17 protein-coding genes are annotated in these 13,257 nt (G+C 58.4%); 8 read left to right on the top strand and 9 right to left on the bottom strand.

The features are described 5' to 3' along the window. The first annotated feature begins 40 nt into the window (after nucleotides 1-40). From NOR97_RS02770 to NOR97_RS02755, 4 genes are all read left to right on the top strand, one after another. Complete coding sequence (locus tag NOR97_RS02770) at nucleotides 41-244, top strand: twin transmembrane helix small protein (protein WP_171727088.1); 204 nt, start codon at nucleotides 41-43, stop codon at nucleotides 242-244. Further along, entirely contained in the window at nucleotides 245-817 is a 573-nt protein-coding gene (locus NOR97_RS02765) for a cob(I)yrinic acid a,c-diamide adenosyltransferase (RefSeq protein WP_170344859.1), read from the top strand. A 192-nt stretch (nucleotides 818-1,009) separates the two neighbouring features. Then, nucleotides 1,010-1,768 carry an electron transfer flavoprotein subunit beta/FixA family protein gene (locus NOR97_RS02760; protein ID WP_170344858.1) on the top strand — a complete coding sequence of 253 codons (759 nt, stop codon included), beginning with the start codon at nucleotides 1,010-1,012 and terminating at the stop codon, nucleotides 1,766-1,768. Next, the gene (locus NOR97_RS02755) at nucleotides 1,768-2,697 is read left to right on the top strand and encodes an electron transfer flavoprotein subunit alpha/FixB family protein (RefSeq protein ID WP_257600139.1); all 930 of its coding nucleotides are present in this window, start codon (nucleotides 1,768-1,770) and stop codon (nucleotides 2,695-2,697) included. The genes NOR97_RS02760 and NOR97_RS02755 overlap by 1 nt, the downstream gene beginning before the upstream one ends. 50 nt (nucleotides 2,698-2,747) lie before the next feature. Here the strand turns inward: NOR97_RS02755 and NOR97_RS02750 are convergent, their stop codons facing one another. After that, nucleotides 2,748-3,551: a DUF6473 family protein gene (locus NOR97_RS02750; protein WP_257600138.1), complete on the bottom strand. Its 804-nt coding sequence runs from the start codon at nucleotides 3,549-3,551 to the stop codon at nucleotides 2,748-2,750. Between the two features lie 163 nt (nucleotides 3,552-3,714). Between NOR97_RS02750 and NOR97_RS02745 the strand changes: the two genes are divergently transcribed. After that, on the top strand, nucleotides 3,715-4,590 hold the full coding sequence (locus tag NOR97_RS02745) for a 3-hydroxybutyryl-CoA dehydrogenase (RefSeq protein WP_257600137.1): 876 nt from the start codon (nucleotides 3,715-3,717) through the stop codon (nucleotides 4,588-4,590). Nucleotides 4,591-4,664: 74 nt separating this feature from the next. Here the strand turns inward: NOR97_RS02745 and NOR97_RS02740 are convergent, their stop codons facing one another. The 8 genes from NOR97_RS02740 to NOR97_RS02705 are packed head-to-tail and all read right to left on the bottom strand — an operon-like array spanning nucleotide 4,665 to nucleotide 10,375. Continuing rightward, entirely contained in the window at nucleotides 4,665-5,564 is a 900-nt protein-coding gene (locus NOR97_RS02740) for a lysophospholipid acyltransferase family protein (RefSeq protein ID WP_170344855.1), read from the bottom strand. Between the two features lie 39 nt (nucleotides 5,565-5,603). After that, nucleotides 5,604-5,873 (bottom strand): HPr family phosphocarrier protein, encoded by a 270-nt coding sequence (locus tag NOR97_RS02735; RefSeq protein ID WP_152457104.1) that lies wholly within the window; start codon nucleotides 5,871-5,873, stop codon nucleotides 5,604-5,606. Nucleotides 5,874-5,889: 16 nt separating this feature from the next. After that, a complete protein-coding gene (locus tag NOR97_RS02730) occupies nucleotides 5,890-6,282 on the bottom strand; it encodes a PTS sugar transporter subunit IIA (RefSeq protein ID WP_152457103.1) in 393 nt (130 codons plus the stop codon). Then, nucleotides 6,279-7,160 (bottom strand): RNase adapter RapZ, encoded by an 882-nt coding sequence (rapZ, locus tag NOR97_RS02725; protein WP_257600136.1) that lies wholly within the window; start codon nucleotides 7,158-7,160, stop codon nucleotides 6,279-6,281. Before rapZ ends, NOR97_RS02730 begins: the two co-directional genes overlap by 4 nt. 8 nt (nucleotides 7,161-7,168) lie before the next feature. Continuing rightward, entirely contained in the window at nucleotides 7,169-7,612 is a 444-nt protein-coding gene (locus NOR97_RS02720; protein WP_257600135.1) for an HPr kinase/phosphorylase, read from the bottom strand. A gap of 19 nt (nucleotides 7,613-7,631) precedes the next feature. Further along, nucleotides 7,632-9,323 (bottom strand): sensor histidine kinase, encoded by a 1,692-nt coding sequence (locus NOR97_RS02715; RefSeq protein ID WP_170345114.1) that lies wholly within the window; start codon nucleotides 9,321-9,323, stop codon nucleotides 7,632-7,634. 59 nt (nucleotides 9,324-9,382) lie between these two features. After that, entirely contained in the window at nucleotides 9,383-10,087 is a 705-nt protein-coding gene (locus NOR97_RS02710) for a response regulator transcription factor (RefSeq protein ID WP_170344852.1), read from the bottom strand. Nucleotides 10,088-10,108: 21 nt separating this feature from the next. After that, the gene (locus NOR97_RS02705) at nucleotides 10,109-10,375 is read right to left on the bottom strand and encodes a hypothetical protein (protein WP_170556094.1); all 267 of its coding nucleotides are present in this window, start codon (nucleotides 10,373-10,375) and stop codon (nucleotides 10,109-10,111) included. A 55-nt stretch (nucleotides 10,376-10,430) separates the two neighbouring features. On the opposite strand from NOR97_RS02705, the gene NOR97_RS02700 reads away from it, so the two are divergent. From NOR97_RS02700 to NOR97_RS02690, 3 genes are all read left to right on the top strand, one after another. After that, on the top strand, nucleotides 10,431-12,029 hold the full coding sequence (locus NOR97_RS02700) for a phosphoenolpyruvate carboxykinase (RefSeq protein ID WP_257600134.1): 1,599 nt from the start codon (nucleotides 10,431-10,433) through the stop codon (nucleotides 12,027-12,029). Between the two features lie 358 nt (nucleotides 12,030-12,387). Next, nucleotides 12,388-12,678, top strand: a complete 291-nt coding sequence (locus tag NOR97_RS02695; RefSeq protein ID WP_170344849.1) for a hypothetical protein — start codon at nucleotides 12,388-12,390, stop codon at nucleotides 12,676-12,678. Between the two features lie 24 nt (nucleotides 12,679-12,702). After that, nucleotides 12,703-13,257 (top strand): hypothetical protein, encoded by a 555-nt coding sequence (locus NOR97_RS02690; RefSeq protein ID WP_257600133.1) that lies wholly within the window; start codon nucleotides 12,703-12,705, stop codon nucleotides 13,255-13,257.

Genomic DNA, 13,257 nt, shown 5'->3' with positions numbered 1-13,257 from the left:
TAGATGGGTGGTAATCGAAAAAACCGGACGGTGACTTCAAATGGACCTTGTAATGGTCATTCTTCTTCTGGCCATGGCGGCAGTTGTCGTCGTGCTGGCCTTGGGCATCGCGAATTTCGGCAAAGGCGGCATGGAGGCGGCGAAGAGAAGCAACAAGATGATGCGCCTGCGCATTCTCTTTCAGTTCATCGCCGTGTTGCTGATCGTGCTTTTCGTGTATCTGCGCGGACAGGGAGTTCAATAAATGGTCGTACTCAACAAAATCTACACGCGCACCGGCGATGACGGGAAAACCGCCCTGGGCAACGGAGAGCGCGTGGCAAAGTATTCGGGCCGCGTCGCAGCCTATGGCACAGTGGACGAGCTGAACGCTTTTGTAGGCGTGGCACGGACCGAGGCCGAAGGCGATGTCGAAATCGCGCTGTCGCGCATTCAGAATGACCTGTTCGATCTGGGGGCCGACCTCTGCCGACCCGACATGGAAAAAGATGCCGAGGCCGACTATCCCCCCCTGCGCATCGTGTCCGCCCAGATCGACCGGCTGGAAGCCGAGATCGACGCAATGAACGAGGCGCTGGAACCTCTGCGCAGCTTCATCCTGCCTGGTGGCTCGCGTCTGGCAGCACATCTGCATGTGTGCCGCACCGTTTCGCGCCGGGCCGAACGGCTTGCGGTCGAACTGACGAATATGGAACCCGTCAACGACGTGGCGGTCAAATACCTCAACCGTCTCAGCGACTGGTTCTTTGTTGCTGCGCGCTGCGCAAACGCAAACGGCAAAGACGACGTGTTGTGGGTTCCCGGCGCGAACCGGTGATCGCGAAATACAGAGGTCGTGGGTAATATTCTTTCGCCTATCTGCAAAAAAATTGCAAAACGCGACGTCCCGACGCCATGACGTGACGATTTTGCTCTGTTGTGCCACTGCGGCAGGCGCTATCTAGTCGGTCGAGAGCATTGGTGGAGTCGCCTTCGCGGCTTACCGTTTTTTTGAGGAGAAAGCGCTACAATGAAGGTACTGGTGCCTGTCAAACGCGTGATTGACTACAATGTGAAGGTCCGCGTGAAAGCGGACGGTAGCGGTGTTGATCTCGCCAATGTCAAAATGTCGATGAACCCGTTCGACGAGATTGCGGTGGAAGAGGCGATCCGCCTGAAAGAAGCCGGCAAGGCCGACGAGGTCGTTGCGGTTTCGATCGGCGTGAAGCAGGCGCAGGAAACCCTGCGCACCGCGCTGGCCATGGGTGCGGACCGCGCCATTCTTGTGGTCGCGGCGGATGACGTCCACCAGGACATCGAGCCTCTGGCCGTTGCCAAGATCCTGGCCAAGGTGGTCGAGGAAGAGCAGCCGGGCATCGTGCTGTGCGGCAAGCAGGCGATCGACAACGACATGAACGCCACCGGCCAGATGCTGTCGGCGCTGCTGGGCTGGTCCCAGGGCACCTTCGCATCCGATCTGGACATCGAAGGCGACACCGCCAAGGTCACCCGCGAGGTCGATGGCGGGTTGCAAACCATCAGCGTCAAGATGCCCGCCATCATCACCGTTGACCTGCGCCTGAACGAGCCGCGCTATGCCTCGCTGCCCAACATCATGAAGGCGAAGAAAAAGCCGCTGGACGAAAAAACTGCCGCCGACTACGGCGTCGACGTCACCCCGCGTCTGGAAATCGTCAAGACCGAAGAGCCGCCGGCGCGCGCGGCTGGCATCATCGTGGGCTCGGTGGACGAGCTGGTCGAGAAACTCAAAGAAGCGGGGGCTGTGTAATGGCTGTACTTCTGCTTGCCGAAGTGAACAACGGCGAACTGGCGATGGATGCGACCGCAAAGGCCGTGACCGCCGCGAAAGTGCTGGGCGACGTGACCGTTCTGGCCGCGGGCGGCTCGGCCGCTGCTGCCGGTGAGGCTGCGGCCAAGATAGACGGCGTGTCGAAGGTTCTGGTCGCCGAAGACCCGTCGCTGGGCCACCGCCTGGCGGAATCGACCGCGGCCCTGATCGTGGGCCTGGCCGATGGCTACGAGCATATCGTGGCGCCGGCCACCACCGACGCCAAGAATGTGATGCCTCGCGTTGCAGCCCTGCTGGACGTGATGGTGATCTCGGATGCTTCCGGCGTTGTTGATGGCTCGACCTTCGAGCGCCCGATCTACGCGGGCAACGCGATCCAGACCGTCAAGTCGAACGACGCCAAGAAGGTCGTCACCATCCGGACCGCCAGCTTTGACGCGGCCGGCGAAGGCGGTTCGGCCACGGTCGAGACCGTGTCAGTCGGCGAAAACCCCGGCCTGTCGGAATGGGTCGAAGACAAGGTGGCCGAAAGCGACCGTCCCGAGCTGACCTCGGCCGGCGTCGTTGTTTCGGGCGGCCGTGGTGTCGGCTCGGAAGAAGACTTCAAACTGATCGAAAACCTGGCCGACAAGCTGGGCGCCGCGGTTGGTGCGTCGCGCGCGGCCGTTGACTCGGGCTATGCGCCGAACGACTGGCAGGTGGGTCAGACCGGCAAGGTTGTTGCCCCGGATCTGTATGTTGCCGTCGGCATCTCGGGCGCGATTCAGCACCTGGCCGGCATGAAGGACTCGAAGGTCATCGTGGCGATCAACAAGGACGAAGAGGCGCCGATCTTCCAGGTCGCCGATTTCGGCCTGGTCGCAGACCTGTTCCAGGCGGTGCCGGAACTGACCGAAAAGCTCGGCTGAACCGGATATCCGGATTGATCTGCAAAGGCCCGCCAACAGGCGGGCCTTTTTCAGTTCAGGTTCCGCAAAGCGATCAGCAGATGCTCGGCAATTTCTCGATGCGCGGACGGGCCGATCATATGTTCCGCAATCGGCTGCTGAAGCGTTCCGAACATGACATCCTCGAGAGCATCCGATCGAGCGGATACAGCTACCGAAACCTCTACGACATCGGCGCAGAGCGGGCGCATTTGTTCGATCATGGCGGCGTCGGGCACGATATGGTCAACATGCGATCCGGTTTGCCGCTGCACATGCAACCAAAGCAGGACAACGCCGGGTTCGATCCGTTCTATCAGTTCCCCGGTGGCGCGTATCCAGACCTCTCGCAGTTCCTGCGCTACGACTTCGAAACGTGCGTCTTCTGTTGCGCTCAACTGCTCCAACAAATGGCGCACAAAATGGATTTCCGTGAAGTCAACATCCGGGTACAGCCCCAGCAAGTCCGCGGTGGGTTCAAGGAACCGATCGTTGCGACGCGGGTGCACGCGGTAAAACCGGTTCGATTGGCGCAGAAGATCGGGCACCTGCAACACGCATAGGTCTGACTGATTGACCAGATTCAGCACTCCCGGATCAGTGGACAACGCTTCGACTCCGCAAAACAGGCTGCCGAAGTTGACGCATGGCTTTCCCAATCGCTTCTCGAGCACGGCAGGAAACGGGCAATCGACGAATCTGCCGAAAGTTTCCTCTCCTCCCAGACAGGCCACATAGGGTTGGTCCAACCTGCCGGATGGACCCCGGAACCAAAGTTTCGAATTGGTATACTGGCAGGCGGACTCCTTGCCGCTGTTTGTCTGATGAAAGCTCATATCAAGCCCCCCGTTTTCTCACCCGGTGCCATCTTGCGGCCATAGATATTGAGATTTTCCTAATGCGCGCATTTGAAGCAAAATTGATCGCCGCGAACCTCTTGCCGCCCGCCCCGGTCTGCCGATACTGTCGCGGTATCCTCCAGGGCAAAGGCAGCTGAACATGGAAGTCAAATCGGTCGGTGTGATTGGCGCGGGACAAATGGGCAACGGCATTGCCCATGTTATGGCGTTGGCGGAATACGACGTCTTGCTGAACGATGTCAGCCAGGATGCTCTGGACAGCGCCATTGCCGCAATCGAAGGCAACATGGCGCGGCAGGCGTCACGTGGCAAAATCACCGACGAAGCGATGAAGGCCGCGCTGAAACGGATTACGACCACGCTTGAGCTGCCGAAACTGGGCCAAACCGATCTGGTTATCGAGGCGGCAACCGAGCGGGAAACGATCAAACAGGCGATATTCGAGGACCTGCAACCGCACCTGCTGCCGCATACGATTCTGACGTCAAATACATCCTCGATTTCCATCACCCGGCTGGCAAGCCGCACGGATCGGCCCGAACGGTTCATGGGTTTTCATTTCATGAACCCTGTCCCTGTTATGCAGCTGGTGGAATTGATCCGCGGCATCGCCACGGATGAAGAAACCTTCAACGCCTGCAAAGCGGTGGTGGACCGGTTGGGCAAAACGGCCGCCAGCGCCGAGGACTTTCCGGCCTTTATCGTGAACCGGATCCTGATGCCCATGATCAACGAGGCGGTCTACACACTCTATGAAGGTGTGGGGAACGTACAATCCATCGACCAGTCAATGAAGCTTGGGGCGAATCATCCCATGGGCCCGCTTGAATTGGCGGACTTCATCGGGTTGGATACCTGTCTGGCGATCATGAACGTGCTGCATGACGGGTTGGCCGATACCAAATACCGTCCCTGCCCTCTGCTGACGAAATATGTCGAGGCCGGGTGGCTGGGGCGCAAGACCGAGCGTGGCTTTTATGACTACCGAGGCGAAGTTCCGGTACCGACACGCTGAAGGGGGCCAGCCCCCTCGCCCGGACTTTGTCCGGGCTCACCCCCGGGATATTTTGGGCCAGATGAAGACGCAGATCAGGTCTGTTCCGACTTGCCCAGAGACATGGTGTGATTTCTGAGCCAGGCCATGAATCCGCGCGGGTCGCGCTCCAACAGCTCCATGTCGCGGTCCGAAATCGGTTCGCCGATCACCGGCGACTGGGGTTTGTTGCAGGATCGGACGATCTCGTGCAGCAACAATCCCTGCCGCAGAATTGCAGAGACGCGGTTGGCGATCTGATACCAGCGCGAATTGCTGCCCGGAAAGAAAATCGGCACCACGCGCGCGCCCGAACGGCGGATCATCTTGGCGGTGAACACGTTCCATTCCCGCTCGATCGCGGGCCCGAACCAATCATCCGAGGACATCACAACACCGGATGGAAACAGCGCCACAACGCCACCGTTCTTGAGATGTTCCATGGCTTTGCCGCGCATTTCCAGCATCTTGGCCTGCGCCTCGGGGTCGTGTGGAAACGGAACCGGAATCATGAATGACGTGGCCGCTTCGTCCAGCCCTGTCAGGACCGAACGGGTCAGAATGCGGTAATCACTGCGCACCCGACCGATCAGTTCTGCCAAAATCATGCCATCGACCATACCGTGCGGGTGGTTGGCGACGACGACAACCGGGCCGGTCTTGGGGATGCGGTCAATCTGTTCCTGCGGTGTGGTCAGATCGATTCCCATAGTCTTGAGGGCACCCCCCCAGAACCGCTGGCCGCGATAGTATTCGTTCTTTTTTTCGAACTTGTTGACCATGCGCAAAATGGTCAGCTTGCCTGTGCACCACTCGATGGCCCGAATGGCAGTCGCAGTCCAGGCATCATCGAATGAATTCGCGTAGGTCAGCGTTCTACGGTCGTAGATCTCACCCTGATCTGCGGTTCCATCCACCACCGGGCTTGTCTTGGTCTCGTGCGTTGTTTCCGCCAATTCCTGGTCTTCCCGTTCTTCCTGTCCCGGCGGGGCGGCTTAGAACCCCTCTCCGAACTTGTCGTTCACAAGCGTTTCCAGAGCTTCTGCCAATGCCTCAGCATCCGGCCCGGACGTCTCGACGTCAATAGTTGTTCCGCGCGATGCTGCCAACATCAAAAGGCCCATGATGCTGTCGCCTGATGCAGAAAGTCCGTCTTTTGACACCTCAGCATGCGCATCAAACCCCTCTACAACCTCAACCAGCTTTGCCGAGGCCCGTGCGTGCAGGCCCTTTTCATTGATGATTTTCAGGCTTCGGCTCGTCATATTCAATAATCCGCTTTCAATCCAATGTCACATTCTGCGCATTGATGTACTTCCGTCCAGCCTCCATTGCCTGACGGACCGCATCACCAATGGGCAAGTGGCGGCTTTTGGCCAATTTGATCAGCATCGGCAGGTTTGCCCCGTACAGAATACGCCGGTCCTGAGGCGCGCAAGCACGCAGGCTAAGATTCGAGGGGCTGCCGCCAAAGAGGTCGGTGACGACAACGACACCATCGCCGGTGTCCACTTCGTCCGCGGCCCGGCAGATTTCGGCCTGTTTTTCGTCCCGGTCATGGTCAGCCTCTATCGCGACCGCCACGAGGCTGGCCTGTGGTCCGACCACGTGTTGCGTGGCGGCCAGGTATTCCTGAGCCAACCCCCCATGTGCAACGATCACAATTCCGATCAATCCGACCTCACATTCAACGACCGACGTTCCATCTCGCGATGCCTAATTGCCACCTGCTGCCCGTCTTCCGCAAGAGCCTTTGCAACAGCTTCTGCCAGGGCAACTGATCTGTGCTGCCCCCCCGTGCACCCAAACGCCACGGAAAGATGCGCTTTGCCCTCGGCCCGAAAGGCCGGCAACAGCAGGGTCAGCAAGTCCAGCACACGTTCAAAAAACGGTAAGTAGTTTGCGTCTGACTGCACATAGTGCGCAACGTCAGGGTGTCGACCATCCGCTGCGCGAAATTCCGGGCGCCAGTACGGATTCGCCAGAAACCTGCAATCGAACACCATGTCCAATCCGCGCGGCAGGCCGCGTTTGTAAGAAAAGGATTCGATGGAAACCGCCAGATGCCGCCCGCCTTGCGGGGCGAACCAGTTCTCGACCTCTTCCCGCAGCTGATGCACGTTCAGAAGGCTGGTGTCGATCAGCGTATCCGCAATCTCTCGTATCGGCGCCAGCAGCTCTTTTTCACGCTGAACGCCGGTTTCCGGGCTGGCATTCTTGGCGACGGGATGCCGCCTTCGGGTTTCTGAAAACCTGCGCACCAGAACATCATCCGTGCAATCCAGATACAGAACCGTCAGATCGACCTGCGCCAACCGGCCCAGCTTTTCAGCCAGTTCTATGAAACCGATCGTCGAGAAATCGCGATTGCGGGCATCTATACCCAAAGCCATCGGACGGTCGCTGTCCGCGCTGTCGAGCAAGCGCAGCAAAAGCCCCATCGGCAGGTTGTCGATGGCTTCAAAGCCCAGATCTTCCAGCACATGAATGGCCGTGGATCTTCCTGCCCCGGAGGGCCCGGTGACAAGTACGATCCGCCTTTGCGATGTCATGTGTTCGGTCATTCCGGGTTTACGCGCCCATTTCCTAGAAGCTGCATCATCGCTACAGCCAAGTTGGGCACGCCCGCACCCCGAAGCAAGGGAACAGTTTGCCTCAGCACGGAAACCGTCAAAGGGTCGGGCAGACGCTGAGGCTCTGGCTGATCCAGATCCACCACGTAATCCAGCGGAACCGGACCACTGGGTTCGGCTTTGATCAGGCCAATCTGGCGCGCCTCGATCAAACCGCGTATCTGCGAAACTGCCGAGGCGATCACCCGGTTCTGCTGCATCTCCAAATTGACGCGGTCATCGGCTACCAGTTCCGCACCGAACGCCATCATTTGCAACGCCAGTCCGGACTTCCCTGTGCCGGACGCACCGATGATCAAAAGCCCGCGTCCGGCAACCGATACGCAGGAGGCATGAACACAGGCGCTGTCCTGATCTTTCGCGAGTGACAACGAATCAATATGCATGGACTTAGACGGGCAACCCCACGACAAAGCGGGCACCCAGAGGATCCGATGTGATATCGGCCTCGGTCGGGCGGATGTTTTCAGCCCAGATCACTCCGCCATGGGCTTCGACAATCTGCTTCGAGATCGCCAGCCCCAGGCCCGAATTATTGCCGAAATGTTCCGCCGGACGCTGCGAGTAGAAACGCTTGAACACTTTGGTAAGCGCCTGTTCGGGAATTCCAGGGCCGGTGTCTTCAACAACGACCAACACACGGTTGTCCCGCTGCCGGACCCAGACGCGAATGGCGTCGTTTTCTTCGCAGAAGGAAATCGCGTTGGTGATCAGGTTGACGAAGACCTGCGCCAGACGCGCTTCCAACCCGTTGATCACAATCGGCTCAGAGGGCAGATCCGTAATGTAATCGATGCCCTTGGAGCGCGCATCCTCGCCCAGATACTGGCCGAGATTGCCCAGCAGCTTGAGCAGGTCAAAGGGCTGCTCTTCTTCCTTGACCAGTTCCGCATCCAGACGCGACGCATTTGATATGTCGCTGACCAGCCGATCCAGACGCCGTACGTCATGCTCGATCACGTCCAGCAGCTTGTCGCGCTGATCCTCGCGTTTGACCATCCGCAGGGTTCCCACGGCGGATTGCAGGCTGGCCAGCGGGTTTTTGATTTCATGGGCGACATCGGCGGCAAACTGTTCGTTTGCGTCGATCCGGTTGTACAGCGCGGTCACCATACCCCGCAAAGCGCGACTGAGACGTCCGATCTCATCAGGACGGGCGCTGAGGTCGGGAATGCGGATGCGCCCGGGATTGACACCCGTGCCCCGGTCTTTGCCCATCTCTGCCGCGGATGCCAGATCGGCCAGCGGGTTGGCAATGGTCGAGGCCAAAACAAGGCTGAGGCCCACGGAAACCAGCAGCGCCACCACGAACATCTGAAGAATGCGCTCCTGCTCGCGGCGGGCAAGCGCGTCGATTTCACCGGCCGGGCCGGTAATGGCCACCGCTCCGGCGGGAACATCCGCATAAAGGATCGGTGCGGCAGCCACGATGACCGTCTCACCCGCGCTGTCCTGTACCGCCTGTACCTGGCTGTTACCGGCAATCGCTTGCGGAATAATGGTCTGAACACGCTGCGCCAACGTCGGTGCCTCGGTTTCAGTTGACCAGTTGAGCAGGTTCGACAAACCTGTCCAGACGGCATTCAGCGTGTCGCTGATCACCGTGCTGCCGGTCTGCATCTCGGCCTCGGATTGCAGAAGAACCGGCATGTCGGAGGCTTGCGGGGCACCACGTGTCCAGCCGATCAACGTGCCGCTGGCGTCATATACAAAAACCTCGCCCCCTTCGGGCAGGGTGAGGCCAGACAAGGTATCCTTGACGTCCAGGTTCCCGGCATTCTGCCCGGATTGCTGTGCGCCCTGACGCAGCTGGGTTTCAAACACGTTGCTGACAAGCTGCGCATCGCCCAGCAGATTGCGGGCGGTCTGCTGAACCTTTTCTTTTCGCGAGTCGTCCAGATACAGCAACCCAGTGACCAGAATCACCAGAGCGATCAAGTTGAACGTGATGATTTTGCGCGCCAGAGGTGAACCACGCAGAGAAAACAGGTTCCTCCGGGATCGCTTTTCCCTCAGCTCCGCTGACTCGGGGTCCTGAGGAATGACCCAGTCATCCCCTAGAACGACGTCACCGTCGCGCATTTCGCTGGCTTGTTCGGTGTCGCGCACGAGACCCCATTACCTCTTGCAGGCGGCCGCGCCTATTCTTCGTTGTACCGGTAACCGATACCATACAAGGTCTCAATCGCCGAGAACTCGGGGTCAGCCGCGCGCATTTTTTTCCGCAGGCGCTTGATGTGGCTGTCGATCGTGCGGTCATCCACATAGACCTGATCATCATAGGCGACATCCATCAACTGGTCGCGGCTTTTGACGAAGCCCGGACGTTGGGCCAGCGCCTGAAGCAACAGGAACTCGGTCACGGTCAGGGACACATCATTCCCTTTCCAGCTGACCGCATGGCGCAGCGGGTCCATTCTCAGGTCGCCGCGTTCCATGACTTTGGTGTCATTGCTGTTGGTTGCGACCGCGTCGCCGCTGGTCGCCTCTTGGCGGCGCAGCAAAGCCCGAATGCGTTCGACCAGCAAACGCTGTGAAAAAGGCTTCTTTACATAGTCATCCGCGCCCATACGCAGGCCCAGCACCTCGTCGATCTCATCGTCCTTCGAGGTCAGGAAGATCACCGGCATCTGCGTCTTCTGACGCAGCCGTTGCAGCAGATCCATGCCGTCCATTCGCGGCATCTTGATATCCAGAACAGCCATGTCCGGCAGTTTCTTGTTGAACGCATCCAACGCGGCCTGGCCATCATTATAAGTTTCAACCTCGAAACCTTCGGCTTCGAGGGTCATGGATACAGACGTCAGAATGTTTCTATCGTCATCCACAAGTGCAATCTTTGACATCGGGCTCACCCCTATTCCTGCTCACTCGCGCAATAATTCGCTTATTTGTAAGGCATTGTTGGCGGTTTTAAGACGCCGAATCAATCCGTAACTGCGAATCATGCCTTTGTTGCGGCAGGTCTGCGGCAAATTTGCCTTGATGCCCGCAAAAATCTGCCCGCTTTTCCGACATTGAATTTCTGATGGCGCTAAACCCGGACTTGGTTGCGCTAACTGCGTCAAACCCGCCTGTTCATGCCCTGAATGACCGTGATAAGACGCGCTCAGCCGCCGGTTTTCCCGGCTCACTGCCCCAAAGGCGCAACGGCCAACGACCTTCGCGCCGCCACAGGAGAAGACACACATGACATCTGGACGGGTTAACCCGCAATTCCGCCTCGAAGATCAGGGCATCGAGGGTCTGGGCAATGTCTATTACAACTTCATGGAACCAGCGCTGATCGAAGAGGCGCTGAAGCGCGGCGAAGGCACTCTTGGCAATGGTGGCGCGTTCCTCGTTACCACTGGCAAGTTCACCGGCCGGTCCCCCAAGGACAAACACGTCGTCAAGACCGACAGCGTTGCCGACACCATCTGGTGGGAAAACAATGCCGAAATGAGCCCCGAAGGCTTTGACGCACTGTACAATGATATGCTGGCCCATATGAAAGGCCGTGACTATTTCGTGCAGGACCTCGTCGGTGGCGCGGACCCGGCTTACGCAATCAATGTACGAATGGTTACCGAACTGGCGTGGCACAACCTGTTCATCCGCCACCTGCTGCGTCGCCCGGACCGCGAAGATCTGGATGAGTTCACGGCCGATTTTACCGTCATCAACTGCCCCAGCTTTCAGGCCGACCCGGCAAAGCATGGCTGCCGCAGCGAGACCGTGATTGCAATGAACTTCGACCGCAAGCTGATCCTGATCGGCGGCACCGAATATGCCGGTGAAAACAAGAAGTCCGTTTTCACCCTGCTGAACTACATGCTGCCCGAAAAAGGCGTGATGCCGATGCACTGCTCGGCCAACCATGCCGTTGGCAACCCGGTCGACACCGCCGTGTTCTTTGGCCTGTCGGGCACCGGCAAAACCACACTGTCGGCCGATCCGGCGCGCACTCTGATCGGTGACGACGAACACGGCTGGTCCGATCGCGGCACCTTCAACTTCGAAGGCGGTTGCTATGCCAAGACCATCAACCTGAATGCCGAGGCAGAGCCGGAAATCTACGCGACCACCTCGAAATTCGGTACCGTGATCGAAAACATGGTCTTCGACCCCGAAACCAAGGAACTGGATTTCGACGACGACTCGCTGACCGCCAACATGCGCTGCGCCTATCCGCTCGAGTATATCTCGAACGCATCCAAAAGCGCACTGGGTGGCCACCCGAAGAACATCATCATGCTGACCTGCGATGCCTTCGGCGTTCTGCCTCCGATCGCGCGGCTGACGCCGGCACAGGCCATGTATCACTTCCTGTCGGGTTTCACGTCAAAAGTGGCCGGGACCGAACGTGGCATCACCGAGCCGCAGCCGACTTTCTCGACCTGCTTTGGCGCGCCGTTCATGCCCCGTCGCCCAGAGGAATACGGCAACCTGTTGCGGGACAAGATCGCTCAGCATGGCGCGACCTGCTGGCTTGTGAACACCGGCTGGACCGGTGGCGCCTACGGCGTGGGCAGCCGGATGCCGATCCGCGCGACACGCGCCTTGCTGACCGCCGCTCTGGACGGCTCGCTGCGCGACGCCGAGTTCCGCAAGGATGCCAATTTCGGCTTTGACGTTCCGGTCTCGGTGCCGGGAGTTGCCGAAGTTCTGCTGGACCCGCGCCGTACCTGGGACGATCAGGCCGCATTCGACAAACAGGCCGAAAAACTGGTGCAGATGTTCGCCGAGAACTTCGAACAGTATCTGCCCTTCATCGACGACGACATCAAAGCCGTCGCAATTGGGTAAATTGGGGAAAGGGGCCACCGCGCCCCTTTTTCACTGCACCTACCGCATTTCTATCTATGGTTGTTTGCCGCTAAAAGCACATACAATTGCGTTGTTTCAAAATGCAATTTGCGCTAGCTCTGTTAACCGCTGAGACGAAAAAACCCGGCACTTTTGCGCCGGGCATTGGCTGAAATAAGATTGGGGGTCGCTCATGTGCGCACACTCACAACGCAGGATTGAGCAACCTAATCAGTCACCTAGTCTAAGTGAAAGGGGATGAGTGTCAATACGATACATGCTGAATAACGCATCATTCAGCATGGCTCAACTGGTCGCAATTGCGCGCCAATTGGCACAGTAAAAGATGGGTAAATCTATGACTGAGATCTCGAAACTCGCCGAACTGCGCAAATTGATGCAAAGCATGGAGCGTACTTTAGGCCTGGAAAAACTATCTCCGGTTGAACGCGACATCTACTATGCCGCCGAAGAGCTTTCAAAGTCCGATCAGGAAGTTCGCACATTCGGCTTGATCGAGCACACGTTGGTTCAAAGTGTTTCGCGCCCAACATTCTTTCGCGCGCTGAAATCGCTGGTCGAAAAAGGCTATCTTTCTCAAAGCGGCAGCGCCAACCGGGGACGGTACATCGTTCATGCACCCAAATGACGCGATCCACACGCGCAAGAGGCCGTGACTACGTTGCGCGGGTGGGCTACTGAAACACTTCTGGCCTCTCTGGCCTATGTGCTGGCGTCGTTCCTTACATTCGCCGTCCTCATGCCATTGCAGAACGTGTTTTTCCCGGAATACCCAAGCAGGGCGAGCCTGTTGTTTCTGCCGCATGGCGTACGGGTTCTGTCGGCGTGGCTGTTGGGGTGGCGCGCCATTTTCGCATTGTTGCCTGGCGTGTTCATCGTTTTCGCCTATTTGGGTGGAACGGACGTGTTCCTGCCCAGCCGCCTGATGGCCATGGCGATTGCAGTTCTGACTGTCCCGGCCGTTTTCTATCTTCTCAAAGCAATCGGGTGGGATCTGTTTCCCCGTCCGGAACGCAAACCCTGTTGGATATGTGTGATGGGCGTCGGTTTCGTAACGTCCATCCTTGTCTCCGGGTTGACCAACCTGGCTTTTGGCAGTGCGACGGTCGAATACATCGCGTTCCTGATCGGCGATATCTCGGGTTTATTCTTCCTGATGCTGGGTCTGTACTTTGCTTTCCGGTTTGCCGACAAGCGCACGGGCTGA

Origin of the sequence: Ruegeria sp. YS9 (assembly GCF_024628725.1) — a bacterium.
Classification (GTDB): domain Bacteria; phylum Pseudomonadota; class Alphaproteobacteria; order Rhodobacterales; family Rhodobacteraceae; genus Ruegeria; species Ruegeria atlantica_C.
The sequence above is the reverse complement of the archived record's forward strand: the minus strand, read 5'-3'. Positions and strand labels throughout refer to the sequence as shown.